This window comes from Emcibacter nanhaiensis, assembly GCF_006385175.1.
GTDB lineage: Bacteria > Pseudomonadota > Alphaproteobacteria > Sphingomonadales > Emcibacteraceae > Emcibacter > Emcibacter nanhaiensis.
The window spans coordinates 130,893-147,195 of sequence record NZ_VFIY01000004.1 but is presented as its reverse complement, the minus strand read 5'-3'; the positions used below and the strand labels follow the sequence as shown (position 1 = coordinate 147,195).

Sequence of the window (16,303 nt, the reverse complement as noted above, 5' to 3'; positions counted from 1 at the left end):
TCATGAGTCCCCAATCGCTTACAGGAAAATATCCGTTCAGTCGGCCGCGTCGTCTTCGCCGCAGCGACTGGTCAAGAGACCTTCACCGCGAAAACAGCCTCACGGTCAAGGACCTGATCTGGCCCCTTTTCGTGTGCGAGGGTACGGGAGTCAGCGAAGAAGTTTCCTCAATGCCCGGCGTTACGCGCAGTTCCGCCGACCTCCTGGTAAAGCAAGCGGAAAAAGCCTGTGAGTTGGGAATTCCGGCCATCGCCCTGTTCCCGCAGACCGATAACGATTTGAAGGATGAGGACGGCTCCGAGGGCTATAACGAGAACAATCTGGTCTGCCGGACCGTCAGGCTCCTGAAAAAGGAATTCCCGGATCTTGGCGTCATCTGCGATGTGGCCCTTGATCCCTATACCAGCCACGGCCAGGACGGGATCCTCGAAGACGGCTACGTCCTGAATGACCGAACAGTCGAGGCGCTGGTGCGCCAGGCCGAGGTCCAAGTGGATGCCGGGTGCGACATCCTCGCCCCGTCAGACATGATGGACGGCCGGATCGGGCAAATCCGCAGCATGCTGGAAAATCAGGGTCACCACAACACCCAGATCATGGCCTATTCCGCCAAATATGCCTCGGCCTTTTACGGTCCGTTCCGCGACGCGGTCGGCTCCGGCGGCAACCTGAAGGGCGGCAACAAGAAAACCTACCAGATGGATCCGGCCAACAGCCAGGAGGCGCTGCGGGAAGTGGCTATGGATATTGACGAAGGGGCTGATTCCGTCATCGTGAAACCGGGCATGCCGTGCCTCGACATCATTCGCCGGATTGCCACCGAATTTTCCCATCCGGTCTTTGCCTATCAGGTCAGCGGCGAATATGCCATGCTGACGGCCGCCGCCAATAACGGCTGGCTTGCCGGGGACGCTGTCATGATGGAAAGCCTGCTTGCCTTCAAGCGGGCCGGAGCGACAGGGATCTGGACCTATTTCGCCCCGGCTGCCGCCGGGATCCTGAAGGATCACGCCTGATCAGGAAAACATATCGTTTGGAAGTTCCTGGACCGCTTCGTCCAGTTCATAGAAAGTCGGCGCCATGTGGGTCGGCACACTTTTACGGCCAATCTCAACGGAAATCTGCGGCGCGTTGCCATGCAGATGGGCGACGATCACATCCTTGATCACGTTAAAGAAATGACCTTCTTCATCAATAATCTGCTGCAGACGCACAGCAATCGGGCTGGCGATGGTATAGGACAGCAGAATCCCCAGGAAGGTTCCCACCAGGGCACCACCGATCATGGCCCCGAGCACTTCGATGGGCTGGTCGATGCTGGCCATGGTCTTGATCACGCCCAGCACCGCGGCCACAATCCCGAGCGCCGGGAAACTTTCCCCGAGCACGCTGAGCGCATGCGCCCCTTCGCTTTCCTCGTGATGATGTTTTTCCAAGTCCTTCATCAGGACGTCTTCCACCTGATGCGGATCGTCAAAGTTCATGGTGGTCATGCGCATATAGTCGCAGATGAAATCCACCACATGATGGTCGGACGCCAGTTTGGGGTAATTATTGAAAATCTTGCTGTCGTGAGGATTTTCCACATGGGGCTCAAGGGCAATCACCCCCTTGGTCTTGATCAGTTTGGTCAGGGCGAACATCAGGCACAGCAGGTCCCTGTAATCATCCGATTTCCATTTCGGTCCCTTCATAACCTTGCCCAGACCGCTTAACGCTTTTTTGATCACGCCGCCGCCGTTGGTCACCATAAAAGCACCAACCCCGGAACCGCCAATGATCATAAATTCCAGGGGAAGAGCCTTGATAATGGGCGCCATTTTACCACCGGCCAGCACATAGCCGCCGAACGCCATTACCATAACTACGATGATACCGATAATAACAAACATTTAAACTCTTCCCTTAACAGCCGGCGATCACTCCCGGCAAAGAAACTGTCTTTATTTGGGACAGTTATAGTTAAAGGTCGTTAAGCAAGGTTTAATAAGAAAGAGAAAAAGAGAGAATTATCGATAAAAGCTCTGTATTAACAATCTGGTAACGGTCTCCTGGGCCAACAGGTGCTGGAATATGGCCTTTTCCCTTTCTTCTCCGGCCCAGGAGGAAAAGACCACCACCGGCGCTCCGCTTTTGCGAACCAGAAAGCTCTCGAGGCTGTCTTTGGCGAAAAAGTCGTGATCGGGCACAGGATCGCCGGCGGCAACAAAAAAACCGTTGTCCCTGAGGCGGGACTGGGCAAAGGCGGCCGCGTCCTGCACCCCTCCCTCCTGCTTAATGACAAAGCCCGCCTGCTGCCCGGTTGTCCGGTGCAGGATGATCAGGTCATATTTCTGGGCCTTTAACCGGCTGCTGAGAAGTTTTTGCAGACGCTTTCTGTCCCTCCGTGAAAGTTGCGGCCGGCCGGTCCGGCTTTGCGTGAAGGTTTCCGCCGTCAATACCGGTATCAGGTCAACACCACTGCGGCCAAAAAGCGACGGGTCTGCAATAAGTTGCCGACCCGTTTCCATGACTATTTCCGTCGCCCGATAATCCCCGGCAACGGCATCCGCCAGAATCAGGACATGCCTCTGTCCGTCGCCCACGGTCGGCCGGGAAACCAGGTGGAGTGGCAACCTGCTGTCCCCGACCGAAAGCTCGCCAATCCTTTCGACAGTGAGTTCTCCGGCGCCCAGATCGGCGATTTTTTCAACGCCGTCCAGGTGGTGCGCCCATCGGTTGCTTTCACCGGGCGTCAGGGAACGATGACTACAGGCGGCCAAAAGCAGGAGAAGCAGAAAAACAGCCAGAACACGCATGTCAGAGATAGGTCCCCGGCAAGGTCGCCACCTCACCACCGGAGCCAAGCTTGAAGCGCGCGATTTCCGCGCCGTCCGCCGTATTCATGCCCCCCATATCGAGAAAAGTGCAGCCGCGGTTTTTCAGCTCCAGGATTGATTTCCACAGCAGGATATTCATGGCGTGCAACTTGCGGCCATCCGGGCCGTTCCAGCCGATATGATAGGTGACGCTATTGCCATGCCTCAGGAATATAGCCCCCGCCACAGGATCATCTTTTCCGGGATCTGACTCCTTGTTGAAGACGAAGGCCGTCATGACCACATCCCGGCCCAGACTGTGTCGGGCATAGGCATCAATCAGCCCCACCGGCAACGCCTTGTAATTCTTGTCCCGTTGCTGTTTCTTCTCCCGGGACAAAAGCCATTCTGTCTTTGGATGACCATGGTCGCCGAACAGAACCTTCAGTCCTTCTCTCTCCCCTTTACGGATTTTATTGCGCCATTTTCCGTAAAGTCCGAGCCAGATATCCTGCTCGCTCTTGCCGAGATCGAGAAACAGGGTGGTGTAGCCGGTAATGACCTGTTTCAGACCGGCTGCTTCCAGCAGCGCGCTTTCCTCCGGTCCGGTTGCTTCCGGGGTCAGGAAAAGAAATTTCATTTTGCGACGGGGATACAGCCGGCGCAACTGCCGGTAGACCTCCTGCCGCGTTTGCGGGGAAACCTCCTCAAGCCAGACCGGTCCCCGCATCAGGGTCGCAAGCTTTACCAGGCCAAACCAGGACCGGACGATTACCTGGGCCAGGGCAATGGGGTGGTTGCCGTCATAGGCCACAATCCGCCTCACCCGGGCGCCCTGCTCCTTCAGCGCCGCACCATAGGCCCAGGACTGCTGCAGGGCACAATTGTCCACCTTTTCCAGAAAGCCGTCCCAGGTCACCTGATCGAGCGTATTCCAGTCGAGATGAATCTGGCGTTTGCTATTTCCCGTCACTTGTCCTGCCATTGCCTTGTATAATTTGCTTTTGCTGCCATACTAAGCTAATTACCTAAAAAACAAAGAAAAACCAGAAAAGCAAGAAATGTTTGGCCGGAACAGAAAAATACAGAATGTCATGGGTCACGAGATCGATCGCCCGCGCCTGACGAAATGGGGCTATAAGGCCCTGATCCTCTATGTCGGCCTCCCCTCGGTTCTCCTGCTTCTGCTTCTGGATATTTTCCTCTATTTCCTGTTCCGCTACGCCTTTGACAGCTGCTACGGCATATTCTGTTACCTCTGACAGCAGGCGCCAGGCGGCGACCTGCAACCGCAGGAATAGCCTGCAAGCGCAATTTTATTTTGGACTTTTCAGGCGTCTGGACCTATATGATCAGTCAGATTGCCACTTGAATGAACCGTAACCAAAAGTAACGACGATGAATAAAACTGAGAAGACAGCCACACTTCCCATATCCTTCGAGGACGTCAAAAATGCCGAACAGGCGTTGAAGGGGGCGATTATCCGTACGCCGACAACCCGTTCCCTGACTCTGTCTTCCATTACCGGCGCAGATATCTACATCAAGTTCGAGAACCTGCAGTTCACGGCGTCATTCAAGGAACGCGGCGCGCTCAACAAGCTGATGTCGCTCACCGATGAACAGAAAAAATCCGGTGTCATCGCCGCTTCGGCCGGCAACCATGCCCAGGGCGTCGCTTATCATGGCGCGCGGCTCGGCATCCCGACGACGATTGTCATGCCGGTCAATACCCCGTTCGTCAAGGTCAGTCAGACCGAAGAACATGGCGCTAATGTGGTGCTGTTCGGCGAACGCTTTGACGATACCGCCGTTCATGCCCGGGAACTGGCCGAGGAACACGGCTATACCCTGGTCCATCCGTTCGACGACCCTGCCGTCATGGCCGGTCAGGGCACCATCGGCCTTGAAATGCTGGCTGATGTGCCGGACCTGGATGCGATTGTCGTTCCCGTCGGCGGCGGCGGCCTGATCTCCGGCGTGGCGACCGCGGCTAAATCGATCAATCCGGAAATCGAAATCATCGGCGTCCAGGCCGAACGCTTCCCGTCCCTGTATCGTGCCCTGCACAACCAGGACTATGAACCCAGGGGCTCTACCCTGGCAGAAGGCATCGCGGTGAAAACCATCGGCGAACAAACCCTCAAGGTCTGCGAGGAACTGGTGGACAAGACCCTGCTGGTGACCGAGGACTCGCTGGAGCGCGCCGTCAGCATGCTGATGACGATCGAGAAAACCGTGCCGGAAGGCGCTGGCGCGGCCCCGCTGTCAGCTGTGCTCTCACATCCGGAGCTTTTCCGGGGCAAAAAGGTTGGCCTGATCCTGAGTGGCGGCAATATCGATCCCCGGCTGCTGGCCTCGCTGTTGATGCGGGGGCTGGTCCGCGAAGGGCGCATCACCCGTCTCAGGATCGAGCTTCTGGACGTACCGGGCGCCCTCGCCCAGATCTCCGGTATCATAGGTACGCTCGGCGGCAACATCATTGATGTCTCGCATCACCGGTTGTTCACCGAGCTTCCGGCCAAGGAGACCTATTCCAATGTGACGCTGGAAACCCGCGACCGGCAGCATCTTCAGGACATTCTGGAAGCGCTGCGCGCCAAGGGGTTTGTCGTTCACATGAACCGGTCGCAGGACCTCTAGTTCTGTCCTAACTGCTGAAACAATAAAAGTTTTCAGACCTGACTAACGTTATTTTAACCAACGCCGCCCATTATGGGCCAACGTGAATACAAGTGTTAAGAAAACAAGTCTGGCAGTGGTGAACTTATGGCGGATGAACAACGCCCGATCATAATCAAGAGAATCAAGAAAGTATCCGGCGGCGGCCATGGCGGTGCCTGGAAGGTGGCCTATGCCGACTTTGTGACTGCGATGATGGCCTTTTTCCTGCTGCTGTGGCTGATGAACGCCACCACCGAGGAACAACGTTCCGGCCTGGCAGATTATTTCTCGCCCACTTCTGCCAGCACCAGCAGCTCTTCCGGCGCCGGTGATATCCTGGGCGGCGTTTCGCTGAACACGGACGGTGCCCAGTCGAGCGCGGTAACCGTCTCCATTCCCGACCAGTCCCAGACCCTGATCAAGAAACAGGACGGTGAAGGCGGGGAAAACCAGACCCAGAGCGAAAACGAAGAGCAGTCCTTCGAGGAACTGATGGCCCAGCGCGAACAGGATTTCTTTGAGGAAATGTCTGAAAACCTGCGCCAGAGCATTCAGGACAGTCCGGAACTGGCGGAACTCCAGGACCAGTTGCTGATCGACATTACCGAAGACGGAATGCGCATCCAGCTGGTCGACAAAGACAATCGCGCCATGTTCAAACCGGGCACTGCGGATCTTTATGGCTATGCCGAGAAAATGATTGAGAAGGTTTCCGGGGTCATTGAAAAAATGCCGAACCGGATCTCCATTTCCGGCCATACGGACTCCAGCAACTTTGCCAAGGGTGCCGATTACACCAACTGGGAACTGAGCGCCGACCGGGCCAACGCCAGTCGCCGTGTCCTGCTGCGCGAGGGTGTGCCTTCGGACCGCTTCGCCGAAGTGCTTGGCAAGGCGGATACTGAACCTCTGCTCCCCGATCGCCCGCGCCGGGCCGAAAACCGCAGGATAACCATCCTCCTGCTCCGCGAGGCCCCCACTCTGCCGCGTGGTTTCCTCTGATCCCCGACCGGGCGCCAAGCCGAAAAATATCGACAATTTTTCAGCGACAGCTTTAAACTGCCCTGCTATGATATTGTTATTGCACGGCTAACGGCACCTATAAGAAATTTCATAATTGGGGAAGAAATCACCGCCCGTCGCCATTTTTTATATTATTTAGATTTTTAGCGCCAAAGGTTCCTGAACCTTTTCATTTGGGATTATCGGTTTCTTTAATGATTGAATTGCTCGATCCTTCACTACAGATGTGGCTGACTTTCGCCGTAATCGCCGGCGCAATAGTCTTTTACGCCATGGATAACATCCCGCTCGAAGTGACCTCTCTTGGCGTTGTTTCCATCCTGCTGATCATGTTTCATTTCCTGCCCTTCTATGGACCGGACGGAGAGCTGCTGCTGGATATGAAGAAGCTGCTGTCGGGATTCGCCGACCCGGCACTGGTCTCCATTCTCGGCCTTCTTGTCATTGGCCAGGGGATGGTGCAGACCGGCGCGCTGGAAAGGCCGGCCGCTTTTCTGGTCAAGCATAGCATCAACTATCCGCGCGGGGTTCTGCTGTTCTGCCTGCTGGTGGTCATGCTGGTCAGTGCCTTTCTCAACAATACGCCTGTGGTGGTCATCTTTATCCCGATTCTGATCATGCTGATGGACAAGATCGAGAAACCGGCCAGCCAGATCCTGATGCCCCTCAGCTTTGTCGCCATTCTCGGCGGCATGAGCACCCTGATCGGGTCCAGCACCAACCTGCTGGCGGCCGGGGCGTACAAAAGCCAGACCGGCCTCGACATCGGCTTTTTCGATTTCACCGTCCCCGGCCTGTTCATGATGGCCATCGGCCTGGTCTATGTCCTGGCCATCGCCCCGAAGCTCCTGCCGAAAACGACGGCAGAAAACGGCGCAGTCAAGACAACAAGTGGTAAACAGTTCATCGTCCAGATCGACCTGGTCGAAGGCAACAGCCTGATGGGCAAGAGCTCCATCGCCGGCATGTTTCCCGACCTTGCCGGCATGACCACCCGGCTGATCAAGAGAGGTGAGCAGACCTTCCTGCCCCCCTTTGACGATATTACCCTGCAGGAAGGTGACGCCGTTATCCTGGCGACGACCAGGCGGACGCTGACAGAGAAGATTGCCAAAACCCCAAGTCTGATGAAAGGCGCCCTCACTTCGCTCAGTGAAGACGAAACTGAAGAGGATACAGGATCCGAAACGTCCAGGCGCCAGCATATCGCGGAAGTCATCGTTGCCCCGGCGTCCCGTCTTGACGGCAGGACCCTGGAGCAGGTGGGTTTCCACCTCCAGGGCGGGTGCAAGGTCATCGGAATCCAGCGCCGGTCCAGAATGATTCGGACCTCGATTGACGATATCCGCCTCGAAGCAGGTGACGTGCTGATGGTGGTCGGAACCTCAAACCAGATACGAGCGCTCAGGACCAACCGCGACGTGCTGCTGATGGAATGGTCAACCACGGAAGTTCCCGTCAAAACCGACAGCTGGAAAGCCCTGTTGATTTTTACCACAGTGGTGATTGTCGCTGCCACGGGATTTGTACCGATTCCGATTACCGCCACGATCGGCGCGTTCCTGATGATCCTGAGCGGCTGCCTGAATATCCGCCAGGCCAGCCGTGCAGTGGACCGGCGGATTTTCCTGCTGGTCGGCGCCGCCCTGGCCATGGGCGCTTCATTGCAGGCCACCGGTGGAGCGTCCTTTCTGGCACATTACATGATTGAATTTCTGTCCGGGACCAATATTGTCGTCATCCTGTCCGCCTTCTTCCTGATGGTGGCCATTTTCACCAATGTGCTGAGCAACAATGCCACTGCTGTTTTGTTTACGCCGATCGCCGTCAATCTGGCGGCCGAACTTGGCGTCGACCCGATGGTCTTTGTGACGGCCGTCATTTTTGCCGCCAACTGTTCCTTCGCCACGCCCATGGGCTATCAGACCAATCTGCTGGTCATGGGACCGGCGAACTATAAATTCAATGATTTTATGAAGGTCGGCATCCCGCTGATTGTGATATTATGGATCGGTTACAGCCTGTTTGCCCCATGGTATTACGGATTATACTGACTTTAGGACTTGTTTACCGATTTAAGCTAGACTGACCGGACTGCTGCAAGAAGTACTGAAAGAAACAACATGACAGACCAGTCATCACAATTTCCGCGATTTTATGTGACCGCTGAGTCACCCTGCCCCTATCTGCCCGACCTGATGGAGCGCAAGGTATTCACGGAACTTAACAACGACAATCCGGAAGGACTGCATGACTCCCTGACCCAGGTCGGTTTCCGCCGCAGTCAGGATATTGTCTATCGTCCCACCTGCGAGGGCTGCAGCCGCTGCATCTCCGTTCGCATTCCGGTTGGCGAATTCAGCCCGACCAGGACCCAGAAACGCATCCTCAAGGCAAATAACGACATCAAGGTATCGGTTATTCCCAACCGGGTGACCGACGAACAGTACGGACTGCTCAAGCGTTACCTCAAAGCACGCCATCCGGAAGGCGGCATGGCGGAAATGTCTTTTGCCGAATATCAGGACATGGTGGAAAGCAGTCCCATCAACACGCACCTGGTGGAATATCGCCTGCCGTCAGATGATCCGCACAAAAAAGGACAGCTTATCGGCGTCGCCCTTACCGATGAACTCCAGGACGGCCTGAGCATGGTCTACAGTTTCTTCGAAATAGATGAAGCACTGCACAAACGGAGCCTTGGCACCTTCGCTATCCTGAGCCATATCGCCCTGGCGCGGGAACATTTCCTCGGCTACATCTATCTCGGCTACTGGGTGAAAAACAGCCCGAAAATGGCCTACAAGCAAAATTTTACTCCCCTTGAGCTGCTCGGCCCCAGCGGCTGGACCCGAAAACGCTGATCCCGTCACTTTTTTGTCAATCTTAAGCTGCACTATTGTCTTTGCAGTCAGGCCATTTATACTGCTCGAAACAGGCAATAATAATCAGATAGGGATCAACTCATGGAACGCCGTAAATTCCTGAAAACCTCCGCTCTTGGCTCCGTTGGTGTCGCTGCCGGCACTCTCGCCGCCCCGGCCTACGCAGCCGGCAAGCGCCGGTTGAAAATGGTCACCACCTGGCCGAAAAACTTCCCCGGCGTCGGCACCCGGGCCGTACAGTTTGCGAAAGACGTGGAAGCCGCCACCGACGGCGACATCAAGATCAAGGTCTATGCCGCCGGCGAACTGGTTCCGGCGCTCGGCGCCTTTGATGCGGTGTCCGGCGGCAAAGCGGATATCTATCATGGCGTCGATTATTACTGGCAGGGCAAGCACAAGGCCTTTTCCTTCTTTGGCGCCGTGCCCTTCGGCCTGACCCCGTTCGAGGTGGTGCAATGGCTGTACTTTGGCGGTGGGCAGGAGCTGTGGGACGAATTGTCCGGCCAGTTCAATGTCAAGCCCCTGCTGTGCGGCAACACCAGTATGCAGATGGGCGGCTGGTTCAAAAAGGAAATTAACAGCCTCGAGGACTTCAAGGGCCTGCGCATGCGTATTCCCGGCATGGGCGGGGAAATCCTGAAACGGCTTGGCGCCACCCCGGTCACCAAGTCCGGCGGCGAGATTTTCCTGGCCCTGAGCCAGGGCAACATCGATGCCTCTGAATGGGTCGGTCCCTGGAACGACCTGGCGTTCGGTTTCTATAAAATCGCCCCCTATTACTATACCTCCGTGTTCCACGAACCGGCCGCCAATGTGGCCGCCGGCTTCAACAAGGAAGTCTGGGAATCCTTAAGCAAGAGCCAGCAGGCCATCATCACTGCCGTCGCCGGCGACAACCATCAGAAGTCGGTGGCCGAATATAACGCCCAGAATATCATCGCCCTCCGGACGCTGGTGGATAAACACGGCGTCCAACTAAGGCAATTCTCCCCCGAAATCATGAAAAGGCTGGCGGAAGTGGCCAGCGATGTGGTCCGGGAAGTGGGTGAAACCGACGAGTTGTCGCGCCGGATCTATAACAGCTATATGGAAACCCGGAAAAACTGCATGGACTGGGCGGAAATCGCCGACGAACCCTATGCCGCCGCCCGGCGCCTGCCCGAAAACTATGGCGAAAAAATTTAAATCCGCTATAACTCTCGGTAATGATAGAGAAAATTACCGGTTTCATAGATCTTGTTAACGAGAAGCTCGGACGACTGCTCGCCTGGGCTACTCTTCTATTGGTGCTGGTTCAGTTCGCCATCGTCATCGGATTCTATATCTTCCGGGACGGCAGCATTTTCATGCAGGAGAGCCTGCTCTACCTGCACAGCCTGATCTTCCTGGGTGCGGCCGGCTACACCCTGAAACATAACGGCCATGTGCGCGTCGACGTCTTCTACGGCAACTTCAGTGAAAAAACCAAGGCCTGGATCAACCTGCTCGGCACCCTGTTTTTCCTGCTGCCGGTTTCCGGTGTGATCGGCTGGTTCAGCTGGCCGTTCATCGCCGACAGCTGGGCCGCGATGGAAGGCAGTATCGAAGCCAGCGGCATCCAGGCGGTCTATCTGCTGAAAAGCCTGATTCTGGCATTTGTCTTCTTCATCCTGCTGCAGGGCCTGAGCCTGGTCCTGCACAGCCTGCGCATTATCAGGGGCGCCGAACATCTCTCTGAAGAAAAACCGGAGGGCGTGTGATGGATCCGGCCGCCCTGCTCTGCCTGCTGATGTTTGTCACCGCCTGCGGCTTTCTGCTGGCGGGATACCCGGTCGCTTTCACCCTCGGCGGCACGGCGCTGCTGTTTACCGCCATCGGTCTCGTCACCGGCGAATTCGACCCGGACTTTATCGGCCTGATCCCGGAACGGATCTACGGCACCATGACCAATGACACGCTGCTCGCGGTCCCCTTGTTTGTCTTCATGGGGGTGATGCTGGAACGCAGCAAGATTGCCGAGGAACTCCTGGAAAGCATGGGCCAGCTGATGGGCCGGGTGCGCGGCGGTCTCGGTATTTCCGTGACTATTGTCGGCGCCCTGCTTGCCGCCAGCACCGGCATTGTCGGCGCCACCGTGGTGACCATGGGCCTCCTCAGCCTGCCGACCATGTTGAAGCGCGGCTACAGCCCGGCGCTGGCCAGCGGATCGATCGCCGCCGCCGGTACCCTGGGCCAGATCATTCCGCCCAGCATCGTCCTGGTACTGCTGGGCGACCAGCTGTCCTCCGCCTGGCAGTCGGCCCAGCTGGAAATGGGCAACTGGTCTCCGGAACCGCTGTCGGTCGGCGACCTGTTCGCCGGCGCCCTGATCCCGGGGCTGGGACTGGTGCTGCTCTATATCATCTATCAGTTTATCGTCTCGATCCTCCACCCCACGGCAGCACCGCCGGTGGAAGATTCCGCACACAACCATAACCGCCTGTCGTTCGGACGGCTGATGGCCGCTTTCCTGCCGCCGATCCTGCTGATCATTGCCGTGTTGGGCTCGATCCTCGCCGGAATCGCCACCCCGACCGAAGCGGCTGCCGTCGGTGCCGTCGGCGCCATCCTGATGGCCGGCTACCGGATTGATCCGGCCAACGCCCGGCCGGTCTATGCCGCCACCTTCGCTCTGGTCGTGCTGCTGATCATGGCGCAGCTGTTCGACCTGCGCATGGGGCGCGACGGCGCCGGTGCCGGCGATAAGATCGCCATCATGCTGGCCGGGCTGCTGTGCGGCTTGGTGGTCTGGGGCATTGTGGTCAGCCTGATGCGGGCCCACGGCCAGCAGATCCTGCAGGAAGTAATGCAGTCCACTACCCGGATCAGCTCCATGGTGTTTGTGATCCTGATCGGCGCCGCCCTGTTCTCGCTGGTGTTCAAGGGCTTTTACGGCGACGATTATATCCATGAGTTTCTGACCGACCTGCCGGGCGGCAAGCTTGGGGCGCTGATCCTGGTGATGCTGGTGATGTTCCTGCTCGGCTTCTTCCTCGACTTTATCGAGATCACCTTTGTGGTGGTGCCCATCGTCGCACCGGTGCTGCTGATGATGGATATCAATCCGATCTGGCTCGGCATCATGATGGCCATGAACCTGCAGACCAGCTTCCTGACCCCGCCGTTCGGCTTTGCCCTGTTCTACCTGCGCGGCGTCACCCCGCCGGAGGTCAAGACCACCGATATCTACAAGGGCGTGATCCCCTATGTGATGATCCAGATTCTGGCACTGGTGATCCTGTGGAACTGGCCTGAACTGACCACCTGGCTGCCGACGGTAATATTCGGGTAACGCTCAGAAAGCCCTGACTTCCTTCTCCAGAATGGCCCAGCGCTCGTGATCGCGCCATTCACCGCCGATCTGCAAGTACTCCGGTGAAAACCCTTCCTTGCGAAAACCAAGCTTGCGGACCAGACGCAGCGAGGCTTCATTGTCGGGCTGGATATTGGCCTCGATCCGGTGCAGGCCCACTTTATCGACGGCAAATTCAAGCACCAGCTTCAGTCCTTCGGACATATAGCCCTTGCCGGCCCCTTCCCGGGAGCCGTAGTAACCGAGTGAGGCGCCACGCACCGCGCCCATCAGGATATTGTTGAGGTTGACGATCCCCACCAGCTTTTCATCGTCGTTGCGGACGATAAAAAAGCCCAGCACCCGCCCTTGGGCAATCCGCTTGAGATATTCGTCGAAATAGCGCGGATCTTGGGAATGGTAGATCCAGGGCGCATGATAGTCCTTGTTGTCGCGGATGAATTCCTGCCAGGCTGGCCGCAGATGCGGTCCCGGTGGATAGAGATGCACCAGCGCACCTTTTTTGAGCGGACGGGGTGGAATTATGCGAATCATCAGACCACCCCTGCCCTTGTCTTACTTGAAGCGGTTGTTCTGCGGGAAACCGTGCGGCGGCATGCGACCCACCTGGCCGCGCTTGCCCAGCCAGGGAGTAAGGTCGGTTTCGGTCCGGGTCTTGCCGCCCTTCATCTCCCAGCTTAAGCCCTCTTCCAGCTTGAAACAGATGATATCGCTGAGCGTCGCATCCTTGTATTTCTGGATGATGGCGCCGCGGCCCCGGTTCATTTCCGCCATTTCCTCCAGCGGGAAAATCAGCAGCTTGCGGTTACGGCCGATGATCGCTACCGTATCCTGGCCTTCCTCGACCTGAATGACGCTGTGCGGCTTGTTCTTGCCGTCTTCCACATTGAGGATCTGCTTGCCGTTCTTGGTGCTGGCCACCACATTGTCGGCGTCGGTCATGAAGCCGCGCCCGGCGTGGGTGGCAAGAATCAGCTTGCTCCCGGCCTTGTAGGGCAGCAGGGAAACGATCTCCTCGTCATTGCCGAGGTCAATCATCAGCCGTACCGGCTCGCCGTGCCCGCGCCCGCCGGGCAGCTTGTCTGCGCCCAGGGTATAGAAACGGCCGTTGCTGGCGAACAGCAGGATCTTGTCGGTGGTATAGGCGTGGAAGCCGAATTTGGCCTTGTCGCCTTCCTTGTACTTAATGCTGTCGTCGACGGCGACATGGCCCTTCATGGCCCGGATCCAGCCCTTGTCGGAACAGATCACGGTGATGGGTTCTTTTTCGATCATGGCCTCGATCGGGATGATTTCCGCGGTCGGCGCATCGGCGAAATCGCTGCGGCGCTGGCCGAGCTCGGTCTTGTTGCCGAACCGGGCCTTGATGCCGCGCACACCGTCGGCAATGGCGAGCCACTGTTTTTCCTCGCTGGCAAGCAGTTCCTCGAGCTCCGCCTTTTCTTCCTCAAGTTCGGCATATTCACGGCGGATTTCCATCTCCTCCAGTTTGCGCAGACTGCGCAGCCGCATGTTGAGGATGGCTTCCGCCTGAACCTCGGTCAGGCTGAAGGTTCTCATCAGCTCCTGCTTGGGTTCGTCCTCTTCGCGGATGATGCGGATCACTTCATCCAGGTTGAGGTAGGCCACCAGGTAACCGCCGAGAATTTCCAGGCGATGCTCGATCTTGTCGAGCCGGTAGCGGGACCCGCGCTGCAGCACTTCCTGACGGTGATCGAGGAAGGCCTGCAGCACCTCGCGCAGGTTCATCACCCGCGGCGATGTGCCCTTGTCGAGCACATTCATATTAAGGGAGAAGCGCACTTCCAGTTCGGTCAGCCGGAACAGGCTTTCCATCAGCACGTCGGCCTCCACGGTGCGGCTTTTCGGCTCCAGCACGATGCGGATATCGTCGGAGCTTTCGTCGCGCACGTCGGCCAGGATCGGCAGCTTGCGGTCGTGAATCAGGTCGGCGATCTTCTCGATCAGCTTGGATTTCTGCACCTGGTAGGGAATTTCGGTGACCACGATGTTATAGGCGCCGCGGCTGCCCTCTTCCACTTCCCAGCGGGCCCGCAGGCGGAAGCCGCCGCGGCCGGTCTCATAGGCCTGGACGATATTTTCCACCGGCTCGACAATCACGCCGCCGGTCGGGAAATCCGGCCCCGGGACAAAATCCACCAGCTTGCGGATCGAGGCATTGGGGAACTTGATCAAATGCAGCAGCGCATCGCAGAGTTCCGACACATTATGGGGCGGAATGCTGGTCGCCATGCCGACGGCGATACCGGTGGCGCCATTGGCCAGCAGGTTCGGGAAGTTGGCCGGCATCACCACCGGTTCCTTGTCTTCCCCGTCATAAGTCTCGCGGAAATCAACCGTATCCTGGTCCAGCCCTTCCATCAGGGCAATGGCCACTTCGGTCAGCCGGGCCTCAGTATATCGCATGGCGGCGGCATTATCGCCGTCAATGTTGCCGAAGTTGCCCTGGCCGTCGACCATGGGATAGCGCACGGCAAATTCCTGGGCCAGGCGCACCATGGCGTCATAAACCGCCTGGTCGCCGTGCGGATGGTATTTACCGATCACGTCACCGACCACACGGGCGCATTTCTTGAAGCCCGTATTCGGGTCCAGTTTCAGCAGCCGCATGGCGTACAGCAGGCGGCGATGCACCGGCTTCAGGCCGTCGCGCACATCCGGCAGCGAACGGGCCATAATGGTGGAAAGGGCGTAGGATAAATAGCGATCGCCCAGGGTATCACCGAGCGGCGCGTCAAGGATAATGTCTTCAGGCAATGTACTCATGGGATGACTATATCAATTATTTTTCCGGGTGCCACAAGATGTTGCAGGTCAGGATTATTTTTCCGCGATTTTACAGAATATAGTCCATCAGCATGTGCCGGGCCTGGGGTATTTTGCGGTTGTGGGGGCTGAGCATGTGACGTTCGAGAAAAAATTCGGTGAGGTGCAGGCCGTCGCGCACATCCTCCGCTGTCACCTCCCGGCCATTGCCACGCAGAAACGGTGGCAGGGCAAGCATCTTGTCGTGATAGGGCCGGCCTGCGGCGCGGGAGACCGCCCGGCCCGACTTGGGCGAGACGTAGACCAGGTCTTCGGTATCGCCTGTGGCGGCGCACTGGCTGAGGTCGAGGCCGAATCCCAGTTCCCCCAGCAGACCCAGCTCCCAGCGCACCAGCAAGGGGCCCCAGTCGGTGACCTCGCCGCTCCCCTCCTCCAGCACATCCAGCAGGGCGATCAGGCCGTCAAGCAGCGGTTCATGCTCCTCCCGCTCCGGCAGGCAGGTGCTGAGCAAGGCGGTGACCGCATTGAGCACCGCCAGTTTCTGCGGCTGATGCAGCAGCGCGGCCGAGCGGGACTGCAGCAGTTCCGCCTGATAGGTGCCGAGATGGCTTTCCAGCCGGCCGCGCCAGTGGACCTCCACTTCATTGCCGGGCTGCAGCGAGCCGCGCTGGCGCCGGCCCATGCCGCCCTTGACCAGCCCGCCATGACGACCGTGACCGCGTGTCAGCACCTCGATGATGGCGTCGAATTCGCCATGCTTCCTGAGTGATAAAATGATGCCTTCGTCCCGCCAGTCCATTCAGGGTCCTTTCTCT

15 protein-coding genes are annotated in these 16,303 nt (G+C 57.7%); 9 read left to right on the top strand and 6 right to left on the bottom strand.

Annotation, left to right across the window (positions count from 1 at the left end):
- Nucleotides 1-2 precede the first annotated feature (2 nt).
- Complete coding sequence (gene hemB, locus FIV46_RS01100; protein ID WP_139937955.1) at nucleotides 3-1,016, top strand: porphobilinogen synthase; 1,014 nt, start codon at nucleotides 3-5, stop codon at nucleotides 1,014-1,016.
- Here the strand turns inward: hemB and motA are convergent, their stop codons facing one another.
- The 3 genes from motA to FIV46_RS01085 all read right to left on the bottom strand — a co-directional run bounded on the left by motA (nucleotide 1,017) and on the right by FIV46_RS01085 (nucleotide 3,771).
- Nucleotides 1,017-1,892 (bottom strand): flagellar motor stator protein MotA, encoded by an 876-nt coding sequence (motA, locus tag FIV46_RS01095; protein WP_139937954.1) that lies wholly within the window; start codon nucleotides 1,890-1,892, stop codon nucleotides 1,017-1,019.
- Between the two features lie 117 nt (nucleotides 1,893-2,009).
- On the bottom strand, nucleotides 2,010-2,798 hold the full coding sequence (locus FIV46_RS01090) for a hypothetical protein (RefSeq protein ID WP_139937953.1): 789 nt from the start codon (nucleotides 2,796-2,798) through the stop codon (nucleotides 2,010-2,012).
- A gap of 1 nt (nucleotide 2,799) precedes the next feature.
- Nucleotides 2,800-3,771, bottom strand: coding sequence for a lipid II:glycine glycyltransferase FemX (locus FIV46_RS01085; protein WP_181163003.1), 972 nt, complete (start codon nucleotides 3,769-3,771; stop codon nucleotides 2,800-2,802).
- Between the two features lie 88 nt (nucleotides 3,772-3,859).
- On the opposite strand from FIV46_RS01085, the gene FIV46_RS01080 reads away from it, so the two are divergent.
- From FIV46_RS01080 to FIV46_RS01045, 8 genes are all read left to right on the top strand, one after another.
- Nucleotides 3,860-4,060: a hypothetical protein gene (locus FIV46_RS01080; protein ID WP_139937951.1), complete on the top strand. Its 201-nt coding sequence runs from the start codon at nucleotides 3,860-3,862 to the stop codon at nucleotides 4,058-4,060.
- Nucleotides 4,061-4,196: 136 nt separating this feature from the next.
- On the top strand, nucleotides 4,197-5,441 hold the full coding sequence (locus tag FIV46_RS01075; RefSeq protein WP_139937950.1) for a threonine ammonia-lyase: 1,245 nt from the start codon (nucleotides 4,197-4,199) through the stop codon (nucleotides 5,439-5,441).
- Nucleotides 5,442-5,567: 126 nt separating this feature from the next.
- Complete coding sequence (gene motB, locus FIV46_RS01070) at nucleotides 5,568-6,464, top strand: flagellar motor protein MotB (protein WP_139937949.1); 897 nt, start codon at nucleotides 5,568-5,570, stop codon at nucleotides 6,462-6,464.
- A 215-nt stretch (nucleotides 6,465-6,679) separates the two neighbouring features.
- On the top strand, nucleotides 6,680-8,539 hold the full coding sequence (locus FIV46_RS01065; RefSeq protein ID WP_139937948.1) for an SLC13 family permease: 1,860 nt from the start codon (nucleotides 6,680-6,682) through the stop codon (nucleotides 8,537-8,539).
- A gap of 69 nt (nucleotides 8,540-8,608) precedes the next feature.
- Nucleotides 8,609-9,349, top strand: coding sequence for an arginyltransferase (locus tag FIV46_RS01060; protein WP_139937947.1), 741 nt, complete (start codon nucleotides 8,609-8,611; stop codon nucleotides 9,347-9,349).
- A gap of 102 nt (nucleotides 9,350-9,451) precedes the next feature.
- Nucleotides 9,452-10,555 carry a TRAP transporter substrate-binding protein gene (locus tag FIV46_RS01055; protein ID WP_139937946.1) on the top strand — a complete coding sequence of 368 codons (1,104 nt, stop codon included), beginning with the start codon at nucleotides 9,452-9,454 and terminating at the stop codon, nucleotides 10,553-10,555.
- A 20-nt stretch (nucleotides 10,556-10,575) separates the two neighbouring features.
- Complete coding sequence (locus FIV46_RS01050; protein ID WP_139937945.1) at nucleotides 10,576-11,109, top strand: TRAP transporter small permease subunit; 534 nt, start codon at nucleotides 10,576-10,578, stop codon at nucleotides 11,107-11,109.
- On the top strand, nucleotides 11,109-12,680 hold the full coding sequence (locus FIV46_RS01045) for a TRAP transporter large permease (RefSeq protein ID WP_139937944.1): 1,572 nt from the start codon (nucleotides 11,109-11,111) through the stop codon (nucleotides 12,678-12,680). Before FIV46_RS01050 ends, FIV46_RS01045 begins: the two co-directional genes overlap by 1 nt.
- A 3-nt stretch (nucleotides 12,681-12,683) precedes the next feature.
- On the opposite strand, the gene FIV46_RS01040 is transcribed toward FIV46_RS01045, so the two are convergent.
- From FIV46_RS01040 to recO, 3 genes are all read right to left on the bottom strand, one after another.
- Nucleotides 12,684-13,235 (bottom strand): GNAT family N-acetyltransferase, encoded by a 552-nt coding sequence (locus FIV46_RS01040; protein ID WP_139937943.1) that lies wholly within the window; start codon nucleotides 13,233-13,235, stop codon nucleotides 12,684-12,686.
- A gap of 21 nt (nucleotides 13,236-13,256) precedes the next feature.
- Nucleotides 13,257-15,488 carry a DNA topoisomerase IV subunit A gene (parC, locus tag FIV46_RS01035; protein WP_139937942.1) on the bottom strand — a complete coding sequence of 744 codons (2,232 nt, stop codon included), beginning with the start codon at nucleotides 15,486-15,488 and terminating at the stop codon, nucleotides 13,257-13,259.
- 70 nt (nucleotides 15,489-15,558) lie between these two features.
- The gene (recO, locus tag FIV46_RS01030) at nucleotides 15,559-16,287 is read right to left on the bottom strand and encodes a DNA repair protein RecO (protein ID WP_139937941.1); all 729 of its coding nucleotides are present in this window, start codon (nucleotides 16,285-16,287) and stop codon (nucleotides 15,559-15,561) included.
- Nucleotides 16,288-16,303 lie beyond the last annotated feature (16 nt).

What these genes read in the sequence shown, in the direction of transcription:
- parC (WP_139937942.1), bottom strand. Translation starts at nt 15,488, where the DNA reads ATGAGTACATTGCCTGAAGACATTATCCTTGACGCGCCGCTCGGTGAT.
- FIV46_RS01050 (WP_139937945.1), top strand. Translation starts at nt 10,576, where the DNA reads ATGATAGAGAAAATTACCGGTTTCATAGATCTTGTTAACGAGAAGCTC.
- FIV46_RS01060 (WP_139937947.1), top strand. Translation starts at nt 8,609, where the DNA reads ATGACAGACCAGTCATCACAATTTCCGCGATTTTATGTGACCGCTGAG.
- recO (WP_139937941.1), bottom strand. Translation starts at nt 16,287, where the DNA reads ATGGACTGGCGGGACGAAGGCATCATTTTATCACTCAGGAAGCATGGC.
- motB (WP_139937949.1), top strand. Translation starts at nt 5,568, where the DNA reads ATGGCGGATGAACAACGCCCGATCATAATCAAGAGAATCAAGAAAGTA.
- FIV46_RS01090 (WP_139937953.1), bottom strand. Translation starts at nt 2,798, where the DNA reads ATGCGTGTTCTGGCTGTTTTTCTGCTTCTCCTGCTTTTGGCCGCCTGT.
- motA (WP_139937954.1), bottom strand. Translation starts at nt 1,892, where the DNA reads ATGTTTGTTATTATCGGTATCATCGTAGTTATGGTAATGGCGTTCGGC.
- FIV46_RS01065 (WP_139937948.1), top strand. Translation starts at nt 6,680, where the DNA reads ATGATTGAATTGCTCGATCCTTCACTACAGATGTGGCTGACTTTCGCC.
- FIV46_RS01075 (WP_139937950.1), top strand. Translation starts at nt 4,197, where the DNA reads ATGAATAAAACTGAGAAGACAGCCACACTTCCCATATCCTTCGAGGAC.
- FIV46_RS01040 (WP_139937943.1), bottom strand. Translation starts at nt 13,235, where the DNA reads ATGATTCGCATAATTCCACCCCGTCCGCTCAAAAAAGGTGCGCTGGTG.
- hemB (WP_139937955.1), top strand. Translation starts at nt 3, where the DNA reads ATGAGTCCCCAATCGCTTACAGGAAAATATCCGTTCAGTCGGCCGCGT.
- FIV46_RS01080 (WP_139937951.1), top strand. Translation starts at nt 3,860, where the DNA reads ATGTTTGGCCGGAACAGAAAAATACAGAATGTCATGGGTCACGAGATC.
- FIV46_RS01045 (WP_139937944.1), top strand. Translation starts at nt 11,109, where the DNA reads ATGGATCCGGCCGCCCTGCTCTGCCTGCTGATGTTTGTCACCGCCTGC.
- FIV46_RS01055 (WP_139937946.1), top strand. Translation starts at nt 9,452, where the DNA reads ATGGAACGCCGTAAATTCCTGAAAACCTCCGCTCTTGGCTCCGTTGGT.